This window comes from Photobacterium sp. 1_MG-2023 (assembly GCF_030547945.1).
Classification (GTDB): Bacteria; Pseudomonadota; Gammaproteobacteria; order Enterobacterales; family Vibrionaceae; genus Photobacterium.
The window spans coordinates 109,327-130,576 of the sequence record NZ_JAUORR010000010.1; the positions used below are offsets into that span (position 1 = coordinate 109,327).

At 42.8% G+C, this 21,250-nt stretch carries 32 protein-coding genes and 1 pseudogene; 21 read left to right on the forward strand and 12 right to left on the reverse strand.

Annotated elements, in window-relative coordinates:
• Position 1: 1 nt before the first annotated feature.
• The 8 genes from Q4579_RS10990 to Q4579_RS11025 all read right to left on the reverse strand — a co-directional run bounded on the left by Q4579_RS10990 (position 2) and on the right by Q4579_RS11025 (position 8,111).
• Complete coding sequence (locus Q4579_RS10990) at positions 2-1,231, reverse strand: site-specific integrase (protein WP_303564067.1); 1,230 nt, start codon at positions 1,229-1,231, stop codon at positions 2-4.
• On the reverse strand, positions 1,228-1,416 hold the full coding sequence (locus Q4579_RS10995; RefSeq protein WP_303564070.1) for a helix-turn-helix domain-containing protein: 189 nt from the start codon (positions 1,414-1,416) through the stop codon (positions 1,228-1,230). The genes Q4579_RS10990 and Q4579_RS10995 overlap by 4 nt, the downstream gene beginning before the upstream one ends.
• Positions 1,417-1,837: 421 nt before the next feature.
• Positions 1,838-2,755, reverse strand: a complete 918-nt coding sequence (locus Q4579_RS11000) for a retron St85 family RNA-directed DNA polymerase (RefSeq protein WP_303564072.1) — start codon at positions 2,753-2,755, stop codon at positions 1,838-1,840.
• Positions 2,749-3,711 (reverse strand): retron St85 family effector protein, encoded by a 963-nt coding sequence (locus Q4579_RS11005; protein WP_303564074.1) that lies wholly within the window; start codon positions 3,709-3,711, stop codon positions 2,749-2,751. The genes Q4579_RS11000 and Q4579_RS11005 overlap by 7 nt, the downstream gene beginning before the upstream one ends.
• A 362-nt stretch (positions 3,712-4,073) precedes the next feature.
• Positions 4,074-5,720 (reverse strand): lambda-exonuclease family protein, encoded by a 1,647-nt coding sequence (locus tag Q4579_RS11010; protein WP_303564075.1) that lies wholly within the window; start codon positions 5,718-5,720, stop codon positions 4,074-4,076.
• Positions 5,717-6,484, reverse strand: a complete 768-nt coding sequence (locus tag Q4579_RS11015) for a hypothetical protein (RefSeq protein WP_303564076.1) — start codon at positions 6,482-6,484, stop codon at positions 5,717-5,719. The genes Q4579_RS11010 and Q4579_RS11015 overlap by 4 nt, the downstream gene beginning before the upstream one ends.
• A 61-nt stretch (positions 6,485-6,545) precedes the next feature.
• Positions 6,546-6,929 carry a hypothetical protein gene (locus tag Q4579_RS11020; protein WP_303564078.1) on the reverse strand — a complete coding sequence of 128 codons (384 nt, stop codon included), beginning with the start codon at positions 6,927-6,929 and terminating at the stop codon, positions 6,546-6,548.
• A 471-nt stretch (positions 6,930-7,400) separates the two neighbouring features.
• The gene (locus Q4579_RS11025) at positions 7,401-8,111 is read right to left on the reverse strand and encodes a helix-turn-helix transcriptional regulator (protein WP_303564079.1); all 711 of its coding nucleotides are present in this window, start codon (positions 8,109-8,111) and stop codon (positions 7,401-7,403) included.
• 95 nt (positions 8,112-8,206) lie between these two features.
• Between Q4579_RS11025 and Q4579_RS11030 the strand changes: the two genes are divergently transcribed.
• The 13 genes from Q4579_RS11030 (at position 8,207) to Q4579_RS11090 (ending at position 14,427) form a co-directional block, all read left to right on the forward strand.
• Positions 8,207-8,413, forward strand: a complete 207-nt coding sequence (locus Q4579_RS11030; protein WP_303564080.1) for a Cro/CI family transcriptional regulator — start codon at positions 8,207-8,209, stop codon at positions 8,411-8,413.
• 37 nt (positions 8,414-8,450) lie between these two features.
• A complete protein-coding gene (locus Q4579_RS11035) occupies positions 8,451-8,762 on the forward strand; it encodes a hypothetical protein (protein WP_303564082.1) in 312 nt (103 codons plus the stop codon).
• A gap of 16 nt (positions 8,763-8,778) precedes the next feature.
• Positions 8,779-8,973 carry a hypothetical protein gene (locus tag Q4579_RS11040; protein WP_303564084.1) on the forward strand — a complete coding sequence of 65 codons (195 nt, stop codon included), beginning with the start codon at positions 8,779-8,781 and terminating at the stop codon, positions 8,971-8,973.
• Positions 8,974-9,049: 76 nt separating this feature from the next.
• Positions 9,050-9,895 carry a conserved phage C-terminal domain-containing protein gene (locus Q4579_RS11045; protein ID WP_303564085.1) on the forward strand — a complete coding sequence of 282 codons (846 nt, stop codon included), beginning with the start codon at positions 9,050-9,052 and terminating at the stop codon, positions 9,893-9,895.
• 15 nt (positions 9,896-9,910) lie between these two features.
• Positions 9,911-10,564: a replication protein P gene (locus Q4579_RS11050; RefSeq protein ID WP_303564086.1), complete on the forward strand. Its 654-nt coding sequence runs from the start codon at positions 9,911-9,913 to the stop codon at positions 10,562-10,564.
• 5 nt (positions 10,565-10,569) lie between these two features.
• Positions 10,570-10,917, forward strand: coding sequence for a hypothetical protein (locus Q4579_RS11055; RefSeq protein ID WP_303564087.1), 348 nt, complete (start codon positions 10,570-10,572; stop codon positions 10,915-10,917).
• Positions 10,914-11,144: a hypothetical protein gene (locus Q4579_RS11060; protein ID WP_303564089.1), complete on the forward strand. Its 231-nt coding sequence runs from the start codon at positions 10,914-10,916 to the stop codon at positions 11,142-11,144. The genes Q4579_RS11055 and Q4579_RS11060 overlap by 4 nt, the downstream gene beginning before the upstream one ends.
• Entirely contained in the window at positions 11,141-11,620 is a 480-nt protein-coding gene (locus Q4579_RS11065; RefSeq protein ID WP_303564091.1) for a hypothetical protein, read from the forward strand. The genes Q4579_RS11060 and Q4579_RS11065 overlap by 4 nt, the downstream gene beginning before the upstream one ends.
• A complete protein-coding gene (locus Q4579_RS11070; protein ID WP_303564092.1) occupies positions 11,617-11,907 on the forward strand; it encodes a Ref family recombination enhancement nuclease in 291 nt (96 codons plus the stop codon). Before Q4579_RS11065 ends, Q4579_RS11070 begins: the two co-directional genes overlap by 4 nt.
• Positions 11,908-11,915: 8 nt before the next feature.
• Positions 11,916-12,482, forward strand: a complete 567-nt coding sequence (locus Q4579_RS11075) for a hypothetical protein (protein ID WP_303564093.1) — start codon at positions 11,916-11,918, stop codon at positions 12,480-12,482.
• A 140-nt stretch (positions 12,483-12,622) separates the two neighbouring features.
• Positions 12,623-12,922: a WYL domain-containing protein gene (locus tag Q4579_RS11080; RefSeq protein ID WP_303564094.1), complete on the forward strand. Its 300-nt coding sequence runs from the start codon at positions 12,623-12,625 to the stop codon at positions 12,920-12,922.
• Positions 12,923-13,032: 110 nt separating this feature from the next.
• A complete protein-coding gene (locus Q4579_RS11085; RefSeq protein ID WP_303564096.1) occupies positions 13,033-13,542 on the forward strand; it encodes a hypothetical protein in 510 nt (169 codons plus the stop codon).
• The gene (locus Q4579_RS11090) at positions 13,543-14,427 is read left to right on the forward strand and encodes a hypothetical protein (protein ID WP_303564097.1); all 885 of its coding nucleotides are present in this window, start codon (positions 13,543-13,545) and stop codon (positions 14,425-14,427) included. It begins immediately after the preceding gene.
• A gap of 294 nt (positions 14,428-14,721) precedes the next feature.
• Here Q4579_RS11090 and Q4579_RS11095 read toward each other — a convergent pair whose 3' ends face one another.
• Positions 14,722-14,892 carry a hypothetical protein gene (locus Q4579_RS11095; protein WP_303564098.1) on the reverse strand — a complete coding sequence of 57 codons (171 nt, stop codon included), beginning with the start codon at positions 14,890-14,892 and terminating at the stop codon, positions 14,722-14,724.
• A gap of 265 nt (positions 14,893-15,157) precedes the next feature.
• Here Q4579_RS11095 and Q4579_RS11100 point away from each other — a divergent pair, with 265 nt between their 5' ends.
• Together Q4579_RS11100 and Q4579_RS11105 are read left to right on the forward strand one after the other, a co-directional pair.
• A complete protein-coding gene (locus Q4579_RS11100; protein WP_303564100.1) occupies positions 15,158-15,505 on the forward strand; it encodes a hypothetical protein in 348 nt (115 codons plus the stop codon).
• Positions 15,495-15,977 (forward strand): hypothetical protein, encoded by a 483-nt coding sequence (locus tag Q4579_RS11105; RefSeq protein ID WP_303564102.1) that lies wholly within the window; start codon positions 15,495-15,497, stop codon positions 15,975-15,977. Before Q4579_RS11100 ends, Q4579_RS11105 begins: the two co-directional genes overlap by 11 nt.
• Positions 15,978-16,025: 48 nt before the next feature.
• Here the strand turns inward: Q4579_RS11105 and Q4579_RS11110 are convergent, their stop codons facing one another.
• Positions 16,026-16,367, reverse strand: a complete 342-nt coding sequence (locus Q4579_RS11110; RefSeq protein ID WP_303564105.1) for an SOS response-associated peptidase family protein — start codon at positions 16,365-16,367, stop codon at positions 16,026-16,028.
• A gap of 110 nt (positions 16,368-16,477) precedes the next feature.
• Between Q4579_RS11110 and Q4579_RS11115 the strand changes: the two genes are divergently transcribed.
• Positions 16,478-16,726: a hypothetical protein gene (locus Q4579_RS11115; protein ID WP_303564106.1), complete on the forward strand. Its 249-nt coding sequence runs from the start codon at positions 16,478-16,480 to the stop codon at positions 16,724-16,726.
• Positions 16,727-17,422: 696 nt separating this feature from the next.
• Here Q4579_RS11115 and Q4579_RS11120 read toward each other — a convergent pair.
• Positions 17,423-17,878 carry a BLUF domain-containing protein gene (locus Q4579_RS11120; RefSeq protein ID WP_303564108.1) on the reverse strand — a complete coding sequence of 152 codons (456 nt, stop codon included), beginning with the start codon at positions 17,876-17,878 and terminating at the stop codon, positions 17,423-17,425.
• Positions 17,879-18,289: 411 nt separating this feature from the next.
• Here Q4579_RS11120 and Q4579_RS11125 point away from each other — a divergent pair.
• Positions 18,290-18,556 (forward strand): annotated as a pseudogene (locus Q4579_RS11125) (DUF4113 domain-containing protein); the annotation flags it as partial.
• Positions 18,557-18,632: 76 nt separating this feature from the next.
• Positions 18,633-18,950, forward strand: a complete 318-nt coding sequence (locus tag Q4579_RS11130; RefSeq protein WP_303564109.1) for a hypothetical protein — start codon at positions 18,633-18,635, stop codon at positions 18,948-18,950.
• A gap of 73 nt (positions 18,951-19,023) precedes the next feature.
• On the opposite strand, the gene Q4579_RS11135 is transcribed toward Q4579_RS11130, so the two are convergent.
• Positions 19,024-19,848, reverse strand: a complete 825-nt coding sequence (locus Q4579_RS11135) for a hypothetical protein (RefSeq protein WP_303564110.1) — start codon at positions 19,846-19,848, stop codon at positions 19,024-19,026.
• A 185-nt stretch (positions 19,849-20,033) separates the two neighbouring features.
• Here Q4579_RS11135 and Q4579_RS11140 point away from each other — a divergent pair, with 185 nt between their 5' ends.
• The 3 genes from Q4579_RS11140 (at position 20,034) to Q4579_RS11150 (ending at position 21,146) form a co-directional block, all read left to right on the forward strand.
• Positions 20,034-20,375: a phage holin, lambda family gene (locus tag Q4579_RS11140; RefSeq protein ID WP_303564112.1), complete on the forward strand. Its 342-nt coding sequence runs from the start codon at positions 20,034-20,036 to the stop codon at positions 20,373-20,375.
• Positions 20,376-20,397: 22 nt separating this feature from the next.
• Positions 20,398-20,814, forward strand: a complete 417-nt coding sequence (locus Q4579_RS11145) for a M15 family metallopeptidase (RefSeq protein ID WP_303564116.1) — start codon at positions 20,398-20,400, stop codon at positions 20,812-20,814.
• Positions 20,815-20,879: 65 nt separating this feature from the next.
• A complete protein-coding gene (locus tag Q4579_RS11150; protein ID WP_303564118.1) occupies positions 20,880-21,146 on the forward strand; it encodes a hypothetical protein in 267 nt (88 codons plus the stop codon).
• Positions 21,147-21,250 lie beyond the last annotated feature (104 nt).

The following is a 21,250-nucleotide window of genomic DNA, read 5'->3' on the forward strand; positions in this document are numbered from 1 at the left end:
CTTAGTTTTCTCCAGAATATTCCTGGGGCAAAATTGGGGCATTTTGCTTTAGGGCTTGCCAGGCTTTCTCACTTTCTGAACGAGAATGATCTGGCATCCATTTTCCGTATACTCTTGCGAGCATTTGAAAATTAGCGTGTCCCATCTGGGAAGCAATGAAAGCAGGGTTTACGCCCGACGTTAACATCCATGATGCGTAAGTATGCCTTAATTGGTAAACACGGCGATAACGGATACCAGCTCGCTGACTAATTGACTTCCATACTTTGGTCACACTGGTACGAGATAGAAAAGTATTCTCGCTACCGGGTAATGTAACACTCGAAAGAAAAACGAATCTCAAAGTCTCAGTGATATGGGTTTTATCTGAAAGCTCTACATCGTAATGCTCGGCAGGCATCATATAGCTGAACTGCATCTGAGATTTTAAAGCTTCCAGTGCAGGAGGGAGTAAAAAAATAGTACGACTCTTATCCGTTTTGGGTGTTTTGAGACCTCGTTGAAACGTCACTGCTCGGGATACTTTCATCGTCCCAGCCTCAAGATCAATATCTTCCCATGCGATTCCACATAGTTCACCAACCCGCAATCCTGAGTAAACCATCAAGGTAATGATATTTGCATGCTGCTTAAAGCGGCAGTGCTCAATGGCCCGTGCGATCTCTTCATGTGAAAAAGGATCAGGGTCCAGTTCTGGTTGCTTAACGGCTTTGAGTTGCTCACTGAGCTTCTCTGAAATGTATTCATAGTCGAATAAGAAATTCAGAAAGTTGCCAATGACACTCAGGTAGGCATTGGCTGTTCTTGCTGTTTTCCCCATGATAATTTTACTTCGCCATGCCATGACACTAGCTTTAGTTAGTGTGGAAGATGTGCGACTTTCACCGTATAGGTTCAGACAGCTCTTCATTGTGCTCTTGTATCGATATAACGTAGTCCCTCTGATATCTGCTTCCTTCAAGCTTAAGTATTCAGCAGCTAAGTCTGACAACCGCAAATTACATCTGTTGCCTTTTGCCCTTGGTGAATTAGGGAAGTGGTCAGCATAGTTGAAGCTACCAATCGCAATTTCATGCTTGATTGCGGCCAGTTTCCCGGCCGCGAATTTGATATTCTGTTTTGTAGGGCGAAGGTTCAGCGTTTCCCGGCAACGCTGATGGTTGTGAGAAAAGCTGATACGAAGCGATTTACCGTGAATTTCCACTCCTGGCGGTAGTTTTTCATTGCTCATCGTGCACCTTCAATCAAGCGGTCGAATTCATCAAGATTGATGTACCAGCGGCCCATGCGCTTTTCAACAACGCGGCCAACAGGTAAGTCGCCTCGTTCAATTTTTCTGCGTATTGCTTTCACCGTGTGGCCTGTAAATTCGGCACCTTTGGTGATCAGCATCCATTTACTTCTATGATGGGTCATTGGTCGTTACCTTTGGTTGTGTAGATGAACCGTTCCCGGCCTTGGTCGCTGTATTCGAAACTTTGCACCTGCTTGAGAGAGTAGGGCGATTGGTTAGGTCGCCATGCTTCATAATGGCGTCTGATGCAGGCAATAGCGTTTCTAGATAGGCAGTTGGTGCAGAGTTTCTCTCGGTAACCTCTATTCAAAGAGGTTATTAGTTATGTTGCAATTAAGGAAGGGACTTTGATTTACGTAGATTTTTTACATGATCACACTTAGGAGAAATCCATAAACACTCTTCTCTCAATTTAGTGTCTCTACCCGCGAAAATACGAGAAACTTTTACTGTCTTTCGCCAACCTTTGAGTAAATCGTTATAAAGTTCGGAGTCGTAAATACAAGATCTAAAATTAAAATTTCCATATTATTACAGGGTGCATTAAAGCTTAGTTTGAATTATGTCTCTAATGATGTTTGAACCATATTTCATGCATAAACTATTGATAAACATTGGGTCAATATGCTCTACGTAAGATAAATAGCCAGACAGGTGAACTTTTTCATCATCATTGAGGTTTTCCCAATTGTATATTTTACTCCTTATTTCTCTCTTTTTCTTTCTGCCTACTGAGACATTCCCCTGATTTGTTATTACTAATCCAGTGATAATAACTCTTCTTTTATGTGAAGAGTGAAATGTTTTACTTGTGTTGATTTTTAAATTACTTGGGCACTTTAGATTTTCAACAATTTTAATTACTTCATTTTCAACATGTTTTAGTAAGTTTTTCTTATTGGTAGAAAAATAAAGATCATCGGCGTATCGGCTAAAGTGCACATTCACTTTTGTGCAATAATTTTGAATGAGAGTATCTAATTCAAAACAAATTGCATTACTCAATGCCGGAGAGGTAACTGAACCCATGACTAATTTTTTTCTTCTACAGACTAGTTTTGTAAATGAGATACTGTCATCTTTATTCCAGCCATTTATTAAAGTAGGCATTTCCCTATCGATGAAATCATAAATGTCTTTTGATGTGATTGATTCAAAGAAGGATTTAAAGTCCATTCTAAGAAAGTATTTATTATGTGAGTGTACAAGAGCGTTATTTTTTGTGCTACATCCTTTTTTATATGCTTTTGATGCATCGTGAGTTGGAAGTTTTTTTATTATGAAGTCATTGAGCACAATTTGTACTAGCTTAAGCTCTTTAGACGGATGATAAATTATTCTTAATCCACCATTGGGCTTTGATTTTGTAAAGAATGAATACAAATTGTTAGACTTATCACAGATCTGACTCACCTGATCAAGATCTAATAAGGTTAATTTTGATATGGTTTTTTTTAGCATTTTATTATCGCTTCTAAAACTTTCTTAAATTCGTCAATATAAAAAAGATGACTTAAACATCGAGACCTTATATTTTGTGAAATTCTTGAAAATGTACTCATTGCACTATTACTGCTTAACTTTGAGTAATCATGGCAATAGTAATATTTATCATTATTAAATTTGAATGAGCTTACAATTTCAAGCGCAACAGATAAGCTAATAATGAATCGAACATCTTCAATATCTTTCCTACCTTTGATTCCATAAATGTATTTGCATATTTCAATTATGTTTTCTTCGTCTAAAGGGCCTAATGATACAATTACTAATACCACCATAAAAAGCATTTCCTTTTTATCCAGCTTATAATGGCCATATGTATCATCTTCATCTCTAGAAGAATATATTTTACTACGTCTAACATCAACGCGACTTAAAACAATTGGCATGGATGTAAGGATTGAATTGAAGTCTGTATATATAGTTGGACCGTACTTTGAATCTTCGTTTACCCACCGAACAGGCCCTGTGTTTATAAAGGATTCATCATGTTCGAATTTCTTTTCTAGAATAGGAAGCAATTTTTTTCTTAGAGAATCTGACATTGAAAATGCACCCAGTTCAGCCACTGTTCCAAATGACTCAACAAGAATTAATACAGTGTCTGAAAAATCAGCTAACCATTCTTCCAGCTTCAATGCATTTACAGTGCTTTTTGCTTCAACAATAGTTTCCCATGCATATTCTGCTCTAAATGTCAGTAAGTTTTTAGAGTGTTTATTAATGTACTCTTCTATTATAGACCTATTTTGACAGTAATTGGGATCTCCACCACAAATGAATAATATTTTAGGGAATGGGTGATGACCAAAAAACTTGGTACGTCTTAAGTCTTTATTTACGGAATGCGGATCTGGAAGATGAGAGGCTAATTCATCTAAAGCTTTATGATATTTTGGATGATTTGACCACATAATAGGCTCATTTTTAATAAAAAGCCCTTACCGACAGTGGCAAAGATTTGAACCAAGATTCGAAGAAGATTGGTACTAATCTTTGTTACTGGGTACTAAACTGAAGATTGAACTGCGGTGGAAACCGCAGAGCTAGATTCAGTTTAGTGCCACATAATTTGGAGCAATATCGTCGGGTCGGCTATACACCAACCACAGAAGTTACACATATAAAATATGACATAACTTCAAACTAAGGGCTGAAAGAAAGAGTAACTTTACGAAAATATCTTGTCTATCAAGTAATGAATTTTCCTATAAAAATCAGCGATTAATTTGATCTGAGTCGTGTTTTTCTATGAAATTAATTGAGTTTACATTTGTTAAGTGATGTGTGAATAAGTGATGTGTGAATCAAAATTTTCTGTGTGGCAAATTGAATTGTTTTTCTTTTCTATTTCTGATATAGCACTTACATATCCTGACCATTTTTTCACACCTGAATTTTCCAGAGCAGTCAAAATCTCATTACGATAACGTAAATATTTTTCTTCACTTATTGGTATCTGAATCGTTTTTACTGTTTTTTTGGGGGAAGATTTCATAGTACTGTTGGTATGTGACTTATCCTGTTTTTGATTAAGTGCCTTCTCTACAGATATATGACATACCACAGCTTTGTTGAGAGGCTCTGTAAATTTATCTGGTTGAAATGAATTATTTTCTGAGATGAAATTATTTAGGTGCGTAGTGATCCGATGCTCTAGTTCATACTGAAAAGCCAAAGGCTCAAGGAACGCGATTTGTGGCCAGTCATTAAACAGGAACTGATAATCGCCAGCTGTTGATTCCAGGTAGCCTTTGTTGCCCATTGCACGCTGATGGTGCTGATTGGCTTCAACTTTGGCTTCCGCTACTGCGGCAGCGGCTGCATCTTTCAGACTGGAGACACTCTTTTTGCCCTTCATTGCGTCGGTAACGGAGACAGTGACTTCAGGCAGTTGGGCGTTAATCTCTGTATTCAATGCGATCCGATGTTGGTGAATTTCATCGATGGCCTTCTTCAGGATTTCTTTTCGAATCTGTTCTTTACGCGCTTTTACCTGTTTGTCTGTCGCCAGACGGGCCTGCCGGATTTGCTCGCCAATGAATTTCAGGTCTTTGACGAAAGTGTCTATGTCCTGAACTTCTCCCAATACTTGATCTGCCAGACTATTGATCTTGTCTTCTGCGCCCTTGAACACTTTCACCATGCTTTCCGCGTTGGCGAAGTCCTGATCGGTTTTGATGGGCTGCTTTGACTTTTCAACGAGTGATTCAGCGGCTTCTTTGAAAACGTTCAGGTTCGAAGTGAGCGATAGACCATTCATTCGGTAGGAGATAGCTGGTAACTCGCGAATCGCTTCAGCTTCCACTGTTTCCTTTTCTGGTTCTGGCTGATAGCCGTCTAAATCAGTCATGAATTGCTGCCAGCCAGCAATTAACGCAGCACGCCTTTCAGTGCGTGATTCATACCAGCAGAAAATGAAGTTTTCACCTTCGTCGGGTTCGCTGCCATCTGTTAAGTCTGAGCACACGAAAATTGCTTTATCCGCACCGGAGACCAGCAATTGCTGTTCCAACTGCCAGTAATAATGGGGCTCAAGTTCATTGGAGGCGACCGCCAAGGCGAGGTTTTCATTCCAGAGCTTGTGTTCGAAAACAACATCATCCAGCATGGTGACACCATCGAAGCTGGCCAGCATCCAGTCATGCTCATCACTGATTGCTGTTGCCGGGAATAGTTCTTCACCGATGATTACTTCAACATGAGGGCGGGCGGCTTCTTCTGCTGCGTGCCCCTTATCAAAAATGCGTTGTTGTGCGGGACTGACTTCAGGTGTAACACCCGTCGCTTTGATTCGAAGCAGCTCAGCGCGAGACATATATTTGCTCGCGTTCATCATGGCCGGTGCTTCGCTGGCTGTCATTTTAGTTTGGCGTAGGGCATGCCATTCCTGGCTGCCCTGAGTGACGTTGATGACTTTCATGCGGCTTCTCCTTGCTCGATGTTACGGATAGCGGCTTTCTGGCTGTCGGTGAGCGTGCCTTTGCTCTCGATTTTGGTGATCAGCTGTTCAGCATTCATTTTTCCGGCCTCAATGGCAGCAGCCCACTGAGTGAAATTGGCTTCGAAGTGGGCAGCAGGGTATTCGGGCTTATCGGCGATCAGTTGTTTTTCTGGCTTTGGCTGTGCCGGAGTGATATCCCGCTCTTGTCGGTTGACGGGAATATCCTGAGCTTCTTCAGCTAGGCTGATGCCGCGCAATCGGTCTGCGTAGGCTTTACGAGCAGCGAAACCAAAAGCACGCCATTCAAGCATTTTCTTTGGGTATGATTTCCAGGTATTCCGGCCCCAAAGTCCTGCGTTTTCTGCATCTTCTTTTGTGAATTCGCCAAGAAATTGAACGTGATTCCCGTTGATCTGCCGGGTGATCGTACAACTGGCTTTCATTGTGTTGTTCTCGAACTCGTCTTTGATATCAACTAGGTCTGGCGCAGACATGATCAGGGCTCGGAGCCCGTCGCCCCAAATAGAAGGCCTGCCGTTTACAACAGCGATGTTTTGTAATGACTGAACAGGTTTCAGACCGAGTTCTGCACCCATCTGAACGGCAACCAGAACGTTTCCTGGTTTGCCTTGGTAGTCTTTGGGTACCATTTCGGAGTTCGCCATTAACTCGGCCATCCGCATTGCTTCTTCAAGGGATTGTGGCGTGAGAGAAAATCCGCCGGTAGTAGAAAGTTGGGTCATGGTCGTTACCTCATAAGCGCCGCTGGTAACGGCGCTTTCGTGAATGATTGGTCGTTAGGTATCAGGCAGCGCTGCGTGTTTCTGCATCGAAGGCGGTTTTGATTTCTTCAATGCGATGTTCGATGAAACTGTCGAGCGCTTCGAGCATGAAGGCTTGATGAGCCATCAGGTTTTGAGCGTTGTGGCTTGTGCTGTCTGGTTCATGACAGGCGACAAACTTAATCAGGCCGTCAACGAGGCTTTTACCGTGAACAAGGTGTTCACCCACGTAGTAATCAACAAAGTCGGAGAAGGAGAGGCCTGCAAATTCTCGGTTGTTGAGAATGCGCTTTTTGCCATCGCTGATGTATTGGTCAAATGCGTTATCACGTTGATCTTGCAGATCAACTTGCGACTGATGTTGGTTTAACTGGTTTGTGAAGTAATTGCCTGCGTTTAACGTCATGATATAATCCTTTTGTTTGTAGGTGCGTGGAATGGTCCTTCGTGACCACTTCCGTTGATAGAAAAGTTGCTGTTGGTTTCTTGGTCGTTACTTTCAGTGGCTGCGCCACATTCCTTCCATGCCTCGCAAAAGTCATGGTCGTTACCTCAGCAGGGGTGGTTCCCTGCTTGAACCGAGTTTCTTGGTCGTTACTCGGTTCCCGACTGGCCCCGCTTATGCGGGGCTTTTTGGTTTTTGGTGTTCGACTATCCAAGTTGTTAAAGAGCTGGTGATAAGACAACTAAACTGCTTACCGAAGATGCGTTTAGATTAGTAAACTAAACTTGGGGTGTCAATTGTTTTTATAACTAAACCTTAAAAAATAAAAAAAACCCACCTAGGGTGGGCTTCTTGAAATTTGAACGTTTGAATCTCGCTAGAACGCGTGGGCTAGCAAAGTGTTAGCTCTTGCATCATGCGTGAGTGCATTCATCATAATAGAACGGAATACCAGAAAACCTTACCAATAACCCTGATACTTAGTGCATTTTCAGCATTGTAAATCTCATCAGGATACTCGCGATCATTGTAACTTCTGACTCGAAGGCCACCGCCGGGCATCAAATAGAGTAGTTTGATTCGCAGTAAACCATCATGGTTGATTGCATACATACTTCCATCAATGATCATGTTGTCAGCTACATTGACACCGACAACAGAGCCATCAGGCAGCACTGGTTCCATGCTGGTTCCTGAGACTTTTACACATGCTGCGCATTCAGGATCAACACGGGCTTTTTGAAGTGTTGATTTAGCAAATCTAAGTTTTGGGCCTTTTTTTTCAAGAACTTCGGCTGCCCCAGATCCAGCCGCTAGTTGTACATCCATAAAGAAGGGTATTTCTACTTCATCATCAGATAATTTCGTCGTGCTGTCCCAGGCATCAAAGCTTCCAACAGAAGTTGCATTGGAGTCTGGTGACGGCTGCTGCGGTGTCTGATTTTTTCCGGTTAATATCCAATCAGGTGTGACTTCTAGAACATCTGCGAGCTTCAGCAAATTCTTGCCGTTTGGCTTCATCGTGCCCCGGATCCACATTGAGATGGTTCCTTTAGACACGCCAACGTGGCGGACTAAATCCACCTGCTTCAGGTTTAACTCGCGCATCCGCTGAGCGATGCGATCTTCAATATTCTTAATCATGTTTAGATTATTAATCAAATCGAGTTTAGTTTTGTTTGCTTTCTTGATGTTTAGTTATATATACTTTGATTTGTTTTATAGACACCGGAGGGTGAATGAGCGACCTAGTTGACGCAAAAAAGGAGTTCTTGGTTGCTGCTATTCAGCATTTCAAGTCTCAAAAGAAACTGGCTGAGGTGATGAAAGTTACGCCGGGTTTAGTTTCACAATGGAAAAGCATTGGAATGCCTGATGCTCGAGTTTACGAGCTTCATGTAAAAACTAAAGGCAAACTCAAAGCGAAGTTTCCCTTCGCAGCCTGACTTTAGTAAGTCCCAATAAACCAAAGAGGTAACGACCATGAAATTACAAGACCAAACCCTGTCGCTGCTTGACCGCGCAGCGACAAATAAGCGAGTAGGCAAAGTAGGCTTACCAGCCTGGCAAGTTCGCGATCGTGAAGTAAAAACCCGTTTATCTGAGCCGGATCAGCTGGCTGTGTCTGCCATCGCGGCCAGTGCGGATGCACCAATCAGCGTGTATGCGTACAGCAATATCATTCGGGCTGCCCGTGAAGATCTGGCGGCCAATCCCGAGCTTTGCGCCGCTATTCGTGAACAGTACAAATTACGCAATATCCCCGCACCAGAGTGGTTGCAGGATTTGCTTTAAGACAGGAGGGTATCTAATGGGTCAGTTGTTACGTGAAGTATCACCCGATGATGCCTCTGAACTCGTTGATTTTCTGGAAATCTATCAAGCGGCCGCTGAACAGATCAGCGGCCAGAATCCAGAGAGCAAAGTTGCTATGTCAGTCCCTAATTTCTCTAAAACTCTGACTGACAGTGCTTATCCACGACTTGGAGGTATTACATGCCGTTAAGCAGTTCCTTGGCATGTTCGGCGGCAGCGAAAGCTGCTGCCATCGCCTACCAATGTCAGTTTGAAAGGGGATATCTGTGAGCATTGTTCGCGCAAAACGTAGCAAGAATTTCAGCGTGATTAGCAATGCTGTGTTCTCTGATGGGGTTCTGTCGTTTCAAGCGATGGGGCTGCTTGCCTATCTGCTGTCTAAACCGGACAACTGGAAAATCAGCCCGGCACAGCTTGCAGAAGTCACCAGTGGAACTGCAAAGAAAACAGGCAAAGAGGGTGTTTATAACATTCTGAAAGAATTGAAAAATGCTGGATACATTGAAACGAAGAAACACGCATCAGGCAAGATGGATTATCTGGTGTATGACGAACCTCAGTCACAAAAGCCACAAACGGCTAAGCCAGATCAGGCTAAACCGAAACAGGGTAAACCAATTACGGCTAACCCAAATCTGGGTAAGCCTAATCAGGCTGAGCCGCCCCTAATAAATACTGATCTTAAACAAGAACTGAGAAATAGATCTTCTGTCGAGTTCGAATCGAACCCGACGGTATCCGAGCAGGCAAACGAACTTCGTCCTGAAGTGACTCAAATTATCCAGAGCCTGAATTCTGTGACCGGTTCACGGTTTCAGGCCAAAGGCTCCAACGCTAAGCTGATTAACGCCCGTTTGGCTGAAGGCCACTCCGTGAATGACCTGACGGCAGTGATTCACCACAAAGCCCAGGTATGGGGACGGGATGCCAAGATGTGCCAGTACCTGCGGCCATCAACGCTATTCCAGGCAGCAAAGTTTCCCGGTTACTTGCAACAGGCCCAGTCCGTCGCCAGCGGGCATGCGGTACAGCGAAGCGGCGGCTTTGTGCCAGATAACAGCTCGACAGACTGGATCAACGGACTGCATGACGATCCGCTGTACCAGCACTAAACCGAGGTAACGACCATGAAACAAGTAAGCGCAACGGTGACACAGTTGCCGATCGGCCAGACCAAGCCGATGAGCCAGCAAAGTGAATCTGACCAGTTCGCAGCGCGGGTGATCAACCGGATTTTCGAGGAGCTGCAGGCCATTTTCACAGCTTGGCGTTCTGCCATGCCAAACGACAAGGCCGTCACTCTGACAAAGCGTAACTACGTGAAAGCCATGATGGCAAAAAACGTTTCAACGCCTGAAATGGTGAGCCGTGGGTTAGCCAAAGCCCGCGAGTGTGAGAATGATTTCTTTCCTTCGCCCGGCAAGTTCGTAGCGTGGTGTTTAGACGATGGTGAATGGCGAGAAGCATTCAGCCGGTTGACCCATCATGAGAAGCCACTGAATACGCTCGAGCGTTTGGTTCGAAATGAGGTGGGCTATGAAATGCGGTTTTTGAATGCTGAGAAGGCTGAGGCCCGGTTTCGAATCGCATTTGAAAAATGGAAGGCCAAGGAACGCAGGGGAGAGCTGCCTGAAGAATTGATTGCTCTACCTGCAAGGAGTTCTGTTTCAGTCACGGACAAAGCAAGGAACGCACACGGCATTGCGGATCCGCAAAAAATGCCGGGAAGGTTTTCGCGATTAATCGCACAACGAGTAGCAACCAAACAAACACGAGGATAACGACCATGGAACAAGTAACGACCAAACCAGTATCAAGAGAAACATTGACCCGAGTATCGTTCGAGTTACGGGGTAACGCTGTAAAGGCAATGATCCGTTGTATTGCTTCACGCCAGCCAGGGCAAAACCGAACAAAGCGATACATTCAGGCCAGTAAGCTGATCGCTAAAGCGCTGAATGTTGATGCTGATTACATCAACAGTTGGGAGGTGATGGGCGTACCAGACCACTTGTTACAGCAAGTGCTTCAGTTTTGCCGGAAAGAAGGTATTCAGCTTTGGCGCCATAGCTTCCGCCCGAACTCTGAAATTGTCACATGCTGGGCAATGGCCGAGCTAAGGGAGGCTGCATGATTCGTCCAATTCGAATTCTGAATGCAGACGGTGAGGCCGAGCTGGCCGCTGCGGTTTCGGCGGTAACAGCATACGGTGCACGCACAAAAGTTGCTGTGTTCAATGTGAAATCCCACGGGAAGCATTATCAGGTTGAGTGCCGTGGCAACAAACAGATCATCGTTGAGCTCATCAAAGGCGCACGTACTTTCAAACTTGTTGGTACACAACACGGGGAGGCGGCATGACAGAGTTTGTGGCAGCCAACCACAACGCAGACGACACCCTGAGAAGGGTGTCTGAAACAGTCTTCAGCATTGTTCAGTCTGGCGGTGAAGCAAAGGTAAGTATCACCCGGCGCAGTAATGGCACATTGCCGTTATTGCGTCACTGGTACGCACTCATGGGCGAAATTGCTGATATTTACCGTATGAACGGGGCTGAAATGAAGTTTGAAGCCGCAAACGGCAAAGTGTTTTCCCGTCCTTTCAACAAAGACGATGCACACGAGCTATTCACGTATTACCTGATGCCGATCGATCCGCAATCCGGTAAACGCAAATCGTGGAGCCGTGATGGCCGGGACGGCATGACACCGGCATCCACAGGGGAGCGATGTCAGGCCCTGGAAAAACTCTACGCTTATGCATTCGACCGGGGCTGGAAACTAAGCCGTTTTGCCGACTCCGAATACGAGCAGCTGCAGCAAAGGCAAGTGGCATGACAAAGGACGACAAAATGCACCTGAACAGCGTGCAGGCGCTGGGATGTATCGCTTGTCATTCTCTGGGGTACATCGATACCCCAGCTGAAATACACCACGTAAGAACCGGGCAGGGTATGGCACAACGAGCATCACACAAAAAAGTTCTGCCACTCTGCCCGCACCATCATCGCACAGGTGGCTATGGCGAAGCATTCCATGCTGGCCAGGCGATCTGGGAGAAACGTTTTGGCACTGAGACCGAGCTACTTGCTCTGGTCGAAGAATGGTTACAGGAAGCCGCGTAGGGGGAAGTATGCGCATCGAAAAAATTCTGAATAAATTCACTATTAAAGGCATCGATTATTCCCCAAGAACAGGCGGAAAGGCGGCGATGACAATCGAAGAGCAGATCGGCGCTGTTGGCCTGTGCTGGAAAGTATCGCCCGCCGGTTGGCTGCTTCTGTTCGTTGAAGTGCTGAATGATGAAGTCGCAAAACGACAACTGATTCAAGTCATGCTGGGTGAAGCAAACCGTATGATGCAGAACTGGCGCGGCACCTATCCGGATAAGGCGCTGCTGGCATTGGCAAACACGGCAATTGCCGAATCTTCACAGCTATTTGGGGCCATCTGCCCAGAGTGCAACGGCAGCGGGAAAACGACCAACAAGCATCGGATGACGCGGAACTGCCCAGCTTGCAAAGATGGCCGCGTTGCCTGGACCAATGAAACCCGATTTGCACACTTCGCCCAGGTATTGCCGGTTCCGTACAGCCGATTTAACCGCTACAAGCCGATTCTCGAAGAGTTGGGGCAATGGTTGAGCGATGGGAGAACGGCGGCACTTTTGGCGATAGAGAGGCAAAGTTTTGCGGCTTAGGTTCCGATGGTTTCAGCAAGAAAAGCTCATAGAAGAAGAAAGTGAACTTGTTTGTTGTTTTGTAGTGTAGGTCAAAAAACATCCAGTTAATTGCGTGTACTGTGCTCTGTGGCATATCACCTTTTGATTGAGGGATACAGATGACTCTAGAAGCGATAAAACAAGCGATTCAACAGAAGCTTATTATTCAGTTCACTTATAGTGGACGTATAAGAATAGTCGAGCCTCATGTTTTGGGTATAACCAAAGGAAATACACAAATTCTTGGTTATCAGGTAGACGGTGAAAGTAGTTCTGGTGGCTTACCTGAGTGGCGACGATTTGACTTAGAAAAAATGAGTGACTTCTTTGTTACTAAAGAACTTTTTCCTGGCAGACGTCCATTCCCATCAGGTTTACATAGTTCATGGGATGTAGAATTGGAAATAGTTCCTGCCTAAGAATGTTAGTTGAAATTGAGCCACATATTTGTGGCTCAATCTTTATTGAGAAGCATGAAATTTAATTTGGATGGGAAATATGTGATTAATATAACATTATGGAGGTGAGTGTGAGGAATTGGATTAAAACTCTTTTGATTATATCTGCATTTTCACCAACATTGTTGGTTTTAGCGGTGGTGAGATATTATTCTATTGGTTTTGATGCTACATCTTTTTGGCTTGTGCTAGTTTCATTAGTAGGGGTGGTTATACCATTTATAATCCTGCATCATATCAAAAACAAATCTGAAACTTTAAGTTTTAAAGCGAAAAAGGTTGAGTCAGCCGATTATTTTCTGCTTATTTTTGTTTTCAGTTATCTTGCTCCGTGGATTATGAAAGGTGCAGAGATCAATTTTGGCGCTACTATGCTTATTTTGATTGCTTTGTTTGTTATTGCATGGGTTATTTCTTATATTCCCACTCATCCTATTTTGTATATTGCCAAGTTTAGGTTTTATAAAGTTGAGTCAGATAATGGAATGGTATACACGTTGATGACAAAAAGAATTATTAGGAGCCCACAAAGTATCAATAAGGTTAAACAGTTATCTCATAGTATGCTAATGGAGGATTAAATGAATTTAAGTTTATTTGCACTGACAAATGATCCATCAAAAAGAATAGTGAAATTTGAGCTTTCTAAAGATGTTCAAAATGATTTGTCAGGGTATATTAACTCTCAGGAAAAGGATTTTGATAGTGCAATCGATGAGGTTGAATTTGATGGGAAATACAAACCTGATGATGGAGAGGTTTTGTACATCTCAGATTTTGACGATATCGATGGGTTAACTTCCACAATTGAAAACCCTCTAGGTGTAGACGTTGTTGATCCAACGGAGGATTTTTTTATCGAGATTAAAGCATTATTTACGGGTTATACGACAGATAGTGGGAGCGTAAAGGTACTGCTTCAAAATTTTGATAGACGTAAAATAATATCTACAAATGGCTTATCTATTTTTCATTCTTCTAATGTATATAAAAAGATTGAAGGCATAGGTCTTACATTAGACCATAAGCTTACAGCAACATTGGAAGAGGGTAAGTTGAAGTTTTTCAGTTTTCATAATGCTCGACAAATGTTTGATTTAAGTCAGCATTATAAAGTTGCGACAGATGATGATGTGAAAGACTTTGCAGCGTTACCCATGGTGAAAACTGAAAGCACTAGTCACTTAATTGAAATGTCTGATTCATGGGTTAGAAGGAAAATATCTTTAATTCAACAAAGTGGTATTTTGCAAGTCGTTCCAATTAGTGAAATGAAAACGGTTGCGAATGAGTTTCACATTCCATTTTTTACCGAAATTGACGGTGGTGTTGAAGTGATTAAATTACCTGATAATAAGTCTGATTTAAAGAGGTTGTTGCGATTTCTTGATGAGGATTACTATAAATCTCCATTATCAAACACTGCTTTCGTCACTAACTCGAAAAGAGCTATGACTAATCCATAAAACTTAACGCTTTACCAAAACAGATGTGTTAGTTTGTATCTGTTTTGGTACTTGTTATTGCCTAGTGGTCATAATTATTTTGTAAACCTCCCCCTAGAATAGCGGCATATGCATTTAGCTCTCTCTGAGCTGGACAAAAGTGAAGCGATGAAGGTGGCTTACCTGCAGATGTGTAAGATCGAGTGTGAGCAATAACACCTTCCCCTTTCTGTTTGGCATTCGCATATCCATTGAAACTAACAGTAGTTTTCTCTGAATTTGATGTCGTTGGCTCACTGTATCGTTCAGCAAGCGTCATTTTCCGACCGATGACGCATCCGCCTCCCAGTCAGATGAAGAGCGTTTGAGTCGCTGTGTCCAGCCACGTTCAAAGTCGTCGAACTCTCGGCTGCTAGGATGGTATGGATTGTCATAGTGAGGGCCGAAATGGAAACCTCCTTCGTATGCTTCACGGTTGCTACTCATGCTAAAGCTCCTTGTATGCAATAGATTTGTTATAGAGTGGCGCTACGATTGGAATAACTTGTTTAAGCCGCACAAATAGACAAATGTTGGCCTGGCATCTGATAGTTGTCTGAATTGAACCATCCAGCAATGCCCCCTTGGTAAAGGGGTTCGTCGAATGTCGAATTAACTACGATATAAGGCATGATGACTAAAAATTCCGTCACACCGCAACCTAGCTTTCATGTTATCATCAATGGGAACTAACTGATAATAAAGGAAAGTTATGGCTAAGGGTGAATTCTGCGAAGTTAAAGATTTTAAACCTTCACCACGTACTCTTGAGTTGATTGATCAGATGAACCATATCCAAGATATGAGCTCTGTCCTTCAAAATATTCTCAGTGCAGCACCATCATTTCAGATCCTAATGGGTCGGAATACATATGCGTATGCTACTGCTGGAGGAATTGTTTATAATACTGCCACATATGATTGGAATCTTCTTGAAGAAGCGTTTAAAGGGATTGGCAAAATTAAACGTGATCGCCTCACAACAACAGCAGGTTTTGGAATGATTGATACCCACGGTGAAGAACGTAAGTTTTGGGAGTGTGTTTACAATGCGCTATAAGCTACTATTACTTGCCACAATTATGAGTGGGTCTGTTCACGCATCCGATTGGTTTGGCACTAAAGCTGAACTAGACGTGGCGTACCAGAAGCTAGATGATAAAGCAGGGATGTGCACCTCTGTTACATCACGTGATCTAGAGTTACCTGAGAATGACACATGGCTAAATAGCCTAAATAAAGAACAAAAAGTTTCTGTGTTGGCTGTTCTGGGGGAAATGGCTTATGAACGCTGTTGGAAGACAGAAGCAGAACATTATAGCCAGGTTCTTATTCGCTATACCGCAGAGACAGGTGATCGTTCTCACCTCGATGATTGGTTAAAAATTAATCAGAGCTCCGTTTCAAGGGATAGTAAATACGAGTTATCAGGAATTGACCGTCAACAGGTTGAACGTCTATCTCAAACAGAAGCGTTTTATTTTCCTTTCGATTTCATAAATGCCGCTCGGAAGTTAAAAATCATTCCGTAATATATGCGGCGCAAAAAGCGCCGCCCTTTCAAATACTTTTTGCAGCATCTAGCCGTCCTCTATTTCTAGAGAGTTCATATAATACTGACATTGGGTGAGAATCTCATTCGCTGCTGTAGTGAACGTCACTGATTGAGGCGTTTCTGCTTCAAACCAGATCCCGGCCATGTAGAGTGGTTGTCCTTCATGGTGACTAAATAGGTACTGCTGTTTTTTGGTACCACCTTCATCACGCCATTCGTACCAGCCGGAGCAGGGCGCAATACAGCGATGTGTCTGCATAGCATTGCGCCAAGTAATTTGCAAACAGCAAGAAGACTTGTTTGATGTTTCACCAAGCAAATGGCAAACGTTGCATATGGTATTTTTGCTACTAAAGGCGTGGGGCACGTCGGGCTAGTACTTGGTGGAGCGAGTGGTGCTAAAAACATATACGATGCCTGCTCTGTTAATGGGAAGGGAGAGTGCGGTAAACTACAACTAGAGAAATAACTGGATTCTTGGGTGGTATGTATGGAGGGGCCATTGGTGGAAAACTGGCTGTTGCTGGCACTGTTCTTGTACTAGGTGTTGTTGGTGTAACTTCAGCTCCAGTTATTGCTATTGCTTCATTAGCTGCATTTGTTGTTGGAGGTGCTGTGGGAGGGATCGCAGGGGCTGCTGGAGGGAAATCATTTGGTGACTTTATTTATGAAACAACTATTGATTTTACGGAGTCAGTTGAGGAAGTTATGAAGGTTGTTTTTTAGTGGATATTCTTGAAGTTATTCGTATATTGTTCAAGGGGCTCTGGGCTATTTATTCAATGATATGGGCCATTCCAGGTGCGATCTCTGGAGCGGTTTTAGGCTTAGGAGATTCTAAGCGAATTATTTTTATTGACAATCAATTAGCAAAAGATTCCAATAAACTACATTCAAACGCTTACAGTATGATGCCGTATGAAATCATCTATCGTTTCATGGTCTACTGTATTTCTTTTCCATTCATCAAGCATCGAATGTCGACGAAATCCTTAAAATTTAATTTGTTTATGTGGTTAAATTGTATTGGTTTTTGGTGTTGGATTATCGGTTTCTTTGCAATGATTATTTCTATGTAGTGGCTAAAGGAATATATGCGAATTATTTTCAATTTTTTGTATTGAAATTATGAGTTGAGCTAATCTTGGCGAGACAGAACCATAATGAAAGTGCTATGTGTGCTTTACTGTGAGGCAATGAACTATTTATAAACCTAGATGAGGTTGTATAGCTAGCTCTGCAAATGATTGGGGGTCACTTTGCTTCAATAGAAACAGGAGTTGAATGAGCACTTTGAGCCCCCAAATCGATCCATTCTCGATAACTTGAAAGTTTATACAATACCGGCATTCTATGGTGGTATAGCTTGAAAATCTCATTTGCTGCTATTGGCGATAGATTAATCCGATCATGATAAACCAATCACCTAATTGAGGCTCTCCAACGGCCATCTTTAAAGGCTTTTAGTAACTTTTTGGCTCGACCCTCATCTAAATCCGTGTAACATGCGCCACCAACAAAAAAATCATTTAGGCCATCTATATTTTTCAACTCTTTTCTTGATATTCCAGCGTAACCCATTGTCCATTCGGCGAATTCTCTAGACTCTATCGGCTCCTGTATGATTTTTCTCATTCTATGGTGCCTTTTGTCATTGCTTATTTTCTTGTATAGACTATCCACTATACTAATCTCACCTTCTAAGACCTGAAAGAAAGAGCCGGAATCATATAGCAACACTCCAGTCACACCCAAATTTAAATTAACTTTTCTTGCTGATTCAAGAAGCGAAAAAATATCGTAACTTGAAAATGGAATTGTTTCTTCGCTTGAATAAATACAGTGAATTAATTGGTTTTCCTTAATTTCTTGACTCATGCGTCCTCGCTTTTTAAAGATTAAATTATTCTCATCACTAAAGGCAGGGTAATTAAATCTGTTGCATCAAAAGCAGTAATTGATACACCTAGTCATATTTTTACCTTTGGTGTATGTCATTGTTTTTAACTATTAGGTTTGTGAATATCAGTTGTAAAATATTTTAATTATCGGTTATGCTTAGTTAAGAGATATAAATTCCCTTCTAAATTATGAACAAACTATAGTCAAGTTTAATAAGGTATTTAAAAACATTCGTGTAAATCTGTGATTTACGTCAATAATCATTAAGCTGTTCTAATGTGTATAACCGATATTGATGCTTCACCCTACGTTCGGAAAACTCGCACTTATCGCTGCGGTATGGGTTTTTGTTGATACCTTAAAGCCGCCGCTGCTCAGCGGTCAGCACTCGATAGGCCCGATGTGCGGTATTACAAAATCGGGGTAGGCTTCATCGACTTGACCGGCGGCAAGCACAAGCAAGCAGGCCTGTTTGATGAATCACCAAGCAATCCAGCCCTGATGAAGGCATTCGACGGCTTGAATCAGAGGTACGGCAGCGGAGCGGTTTTTCTTGCCGCTCAGGGAATCGATCCCCGTTGGGCAATGAGGCGAGAATTTCTCTCGCCTCAGTACACCACAAAGTGGCGGGACTTGCCGAGAGTGAGGTGTTAAGCATGTGCGATTTGGCAAATATTTAAGGCGGGGTTATGTTTAGGGTGTGATTAAAAACAACATCTGGTGATTACTAATGGATAAAAATGATGAGTTGAGACTAAGAGCTTCAGTTAAAGAATTGGAGCTATCATATCAAGTTACTAGTATGGCAATTAAAATTGGCTGGTTGCCTTTTGTTGCCATGGCTTGGATTGTCAATAAGTTTGCTGAGACCATGTTAGTATTCGCATTTGATTTGAACCCTACATACTTAGTGATAGTTTGTTTCGTTGTGTTAATTTTTAGTCTGATTGTATTTTATGCGTTTGTATTTAAAAGGTCTCTCAAGCTAGGAGCAGAGCTTAGTTTGAAAAGGGCTCAATTAGAAATGGAATCAAAATATAATGAATAGATCTAGTTATAAGGCGAGATGTCATCTCGCCTCAAAACTCACAGTAAAGATGAGTGTTTTATACTTAAATAAATTAATGGCTGGATTCGAATTTATGTAACACTTCAGGGGTAAAGCAAAGTTCTGAACGACTTTCTGGTGTGGTCAGTTTTTTGGTCCAGCCAGAAACATCTTCTCTATCAATATCTTCGAGAATATCCGCATAACGATGTATTTTAGCTGTTAAAACTTCATATGTTCTTACGGTTACTTCAAAGCTTTGCTCTGTAACTTCGCTCTTTCCTTTTTCATATTTCATGTGAAGAGTTGTGTTCGAAATAAGTAGCTGTGAGTTATCCTTGGATTGATCTGTTATTTGGTTAACTTGGTCAAATAAGTCTTTGGTTGCTTCCGCGCTGCTTTGACTGAAAATGGATTTACCCATTTCTGCAATTTTATTGACCATTTCATTTTCTGCAGCTGGTGACATGGGAGGGTAACAGCTAATAACTGCATCGATTAAATCATTGTAATTTTTTGATTCGTATGTTCTTCTATCTGAAGATAGTGATACTAGATGAATAAATGGACATTCATCGATTTGTCTTAAGTACTCATCAAAATTCTCGGGTGTTTCATCAGTGAAATCAGTCGATGGGTGAAAATTTGCTAACTTCTGACAGCGTTCCAAAATACTTGATACAGCAGTAGGCAGGTATTTAGGGTCTCTGAAAATATCATATTTGTTAGTATCACTTGTAGAGTTATCATCTACCCCCCAGAAATTTCCTTGTGAGACAACATTAGTAGGGGTGTCGTCATCGATTATCGATTGTTTTCTTACTTTATGGGAGGCGTTAGGAGTTTTTTTGATCCATGATAGAATGCTTTCTCTTTCCAATGTTTTAATGTCAAACATGTTATTTACCCTTTAATGTCAAATTGTTAACTTAAATTAATTTCTTGTTGCGTATGAAATATAGTTTGTTGTTTTTGGTTTTGAAAAAATATTTTCTATTAATTAATTTTTAAAGTTGACTTAACCGTTTGTTTGATGCACTATCCCCACAGTGCAAAACCTCGCCCATTCGGCGGGGTTTTTTTATGCCTGAAATTCACGGAGAAGTGATGCAAGAAAAAGACCCGAACCTTTGGGCGGCATTGCTGACGTGGCTCGCTCATCATTCACCAACAATCTATGGCGCTGTATTAGCCGTGTCTGTGGCTATTGTTCGGGTGATATATGGTCGCGGTTCACGGCGGCAGGTTGTCCTGGAAGGGCTGCTGTGTGGCTTATTGAGTCTCACGCTTACCAGCGGCTTGGATTTAATCGGACTGCCAATATCGGCTGCCAGTTTTGTTGGCGGCATGGTGGGTTTCATTGGTACAGAGAAAGTCAGAGAGTTTGCGCTTCGCTGGCTGGGTAAGAAAACAGAGCAGGTCTAATTCAAATCTAATAGGGGGATTCATGTATTTCCTTGGCAAACGAAGCCTTGGCCGTCTCCACCGTTTACACCCTTCACTCGCTGCATGCGTCGCAATCGCCATTACCGAATCTGATGTTGATTTCACGGTTTCGGAAACTGTCCGGACCAAAGAACGACAGCATCAACTCTATTACGGCACACCCAAACGCACCTGGACAATGAACAGCAAGCATCTGGTTCAACAGGATGGTTTTAGCCATGCGGTTGATCTGGTTCCGCTGTTGGGTGGCCAGCCTGCTTGGGATAAATGTCCGATGGTGAAAGAAGCAATGTTCAAAGCAGCTGATCGGGTTGGTGTGAAGTTACGGTGGGGCGGAGACTGGAATCAAAACGGTGATAGCCGGGACGAACACCAGCGGGGCAGCTACGACGGGCCTCATTTTGAATTGATGAAGTAACCACAGAAAGTGAAACACACCGGGCGGCCATTGAGCCGCTTTTCTTTTATCTGGAGGAAAGTGGAATGAAGCATTTCAAGAAATCCATAGTAGTCATCCTTGCAATGACGGCTTCATTGCCTGTTTTGGCAAGTGAGCCTATTCCCGCGAACGATGCACCGGCATGGGTGATTGCGACGATTGGTTTTGTTGTTGGTCTCGCAGGTGTTGTGTCTCAGGCGGATGCGCAGATGAGTGAAGAGTTCAAACGGAAGTGGCCTTGGTGGTTAAAGCTCACCTGGAACTTACTGGCTGGTAACTATAAGCACTCTCGGAATGTGAACGACGTATGAACACAGCACTGACTGTATTGGCGTTGTTGGTTGAGCAGTTTATCCAAATGAAAAGGCGGGATGATTATGCGGACAAACAAAAGCGGCTTCGTATTGCCAAAAGT

Excerpts from the sequence above, each read along its gene's own strand:
- Q4579_RS10990 (WP_303564067.1), bottom strand. The coding sequence starts at position 1,231 with ATGAGCAATGAAAAACTACCGCCAGGAGTGGAAATTCACGGTAAATCG.
- Q4579_RS10995 (WP_303564070.1), bottom strand. The coding sequence starts at position 1,416 with ATGACCCATCATAGAAGTAAATGGATGCTGATCACCAAAGGTGCCGAA.
- Q4579_RS11000 (WP_303564072.1), bottom strand. The coding sequence starts at position 2,755 with ATGCTAAAAAAAACCATATCAAAATTAACCTTATTAGATCTTGATCAG.
- Q4579_RS11005 (WP_303564074.1), bottom strand. The coding sequence starts at position 3,711 with ATGTGGTCAAATCATCCAAAATATCATAAAGCTTTAGATGAATTAGCC.
- Q4579_RS11010 (WP_303564075.1), bottom strand. The coding sequence starts at position 5,720 with ATGAAAGTCATCAACGTCACTCAGGGCAGCCAGGAATGGCATGCCCTA.
- Q4579_RS11015 (WP_303564076.1), bottom strand. The coding sequence starts at position 6,484 with ATGACCCAACTTTCTACTACCGGCGGATTTTCTCTCACGCCACAATCC.
- Q4579_RS11020 (WP_303564078.1), bottom strand. The coding sequence starts at position 6,929 with ATGACGTTAAACGCAGGCAATTACTTCACAAACCAGTTAAACCAACAT.
- Q4579_RS11025 (WP_303564079.1), bottom strand. The coding sequence starts at position 8,111 with ATGATTAAGAATATTGAAGATCGCATCGCTCAGCGGATGCGCGAGTTA.
- Q4579_RS11030 (WP_303564080.1), top strand. The coding sequence starts at position 8,207 with ATGAGCGACCTAGTTGACGCAAAAAAGGAGTTCTTGGTTGCTGCTATT.
- Q4579_RS11035 (WP_303564082.1), top strand. The coding sequence starts at position 8,451 with ATGAAATTACAAGACCAAACCCTGTCGCTGCTTGACCGCGCAGCGACA.
- Q4579_RS11040 (WP_303564084.1), top strand. The coding sequence starts at position 8,779 with ATGGGTCAGTTGTTACGTGAAGTATCACCCGATGATGCCTCTGAACTC.
- Q4579_RS11050 (WP_303564086.1), top strand. The coding sequence starts at position 9,911 with ATGAAACAAGTAAGCGCAACGGTGACACAGTTGCCGATCGGCCAGACC.
- Q4579_RS11055 (WP_303564087.1), top strand. The coding sequence starts at position 10,570 with ATGGAACAAGTAACGACCAAACCAGTATCAAGAGAAACATTGACCCGA.
- Q4579_RS11060 (WP_303564089.1), top strand. The coding sequence starts at position 10,914 with ATGATTCGTCCAATTCGAATTCTGAATGCAGACGGTGAGGCCGAGCTG.
- Q4579_RS11065 (WP_303564091.1), top strand. The coding sequence starts at position 11,141 with ATGACAGAGTTTGTGGCAGCCAACCACAACGCAGACGACACCCTGAGA.
- Q4579_RS11070 (WP_303564092.1), top strand. The coding sequence starts at position 11,617 with ATGACAAAGGACGACAAAATGCACCTGAACAGCGTGCAGGCGCTGGGA.
- Q4579_RS11075 (WP_303564093.1), top strand. The coding sequence starts at position 11,916 with ATGCGCATCGAAAAAATTCTGAATAAATTCACTATTAAAGGCATCGAT.
- Q4579_RS11080 (WP_303564094.1), top strand. The coding sequence starts at position 12,623 with ATGACTCTAGAAGCGATAAAACAAGCGATTCAACAGAAGCTTATTATT.
- Q4579_RS11090 (WP_303564097.1), top strand. The coding sequence starts at position 13,543 with ATGAATTTAAGTTTATTTGCACTGACAAATGATCCATCAAAAAGAATA.
- Q4579_RS11095 (WP_303564098.1), bottom strand. The coding sequence starts at position 14,892 with ATGAGTAGCAACCGTGAAGCATACGAAGGAGGTTTCCATTTCGGCCCT.
- Q4579_RS11100 (WP_303564100.1), top strand. The coding sequence starts at position 15,158 with ATGGCTAAGGGTGAATTCTGCGAAGTTAAAGATTTTAAACCTTCACCA.
- Q4579_RS11105 (WP_303564102.1), top strand. The coding sequence starts at position 15,495 with ATGCGCTATAAGCTACTATTACTTGCCACAATTATGAGTGGGTCTGTT.
- Q4579_RS11120 (WP_303564108.1), bottom strand. The coding sequence starts at position 17,878 with ATGAGTCAAGAAATTAAGGAAAACCAATTAATTCACTGTATTTATTCA.
- Q4579_RS11130 (WP_303564109.1), top strand. The coding sequence starts at position 18,633 with ATGGATAAAAATGATGAGTTGAGACTAAGAGCTTCAGTTAAAGAATTG.
- Q4579_RS11135 (WP_303564110.1), bottom strand. The coding sequence starts at position 19,848 with ATGTTTGACATTAAAACATTGGAAAGAGAAAGCATTCTATCATGGATC.
- Q4579_RS11140 (WP_303564112.1), top strand. The coding sequence starts at position 20,034 with ATGCCTGAAATTCACGGAGAAGTGATGCAAGAAAAAGACCCGAACCTT.
- Q4579_RS11145 (WP_303564116.1), top strand. The coding sequence starts at position 20,398 with ATGTATTTCCTTGGCAAACGAAGCCTTGGCCGTCTCCACCGTTTACAC.
- Q4579_RS11150 (WP_303564118.1), top strand. The coding sequence starts at position 20,880 with ATGAAGCATTTCAAGAAATCCATAGTAGTCATCCTTGCAATGACGGCT.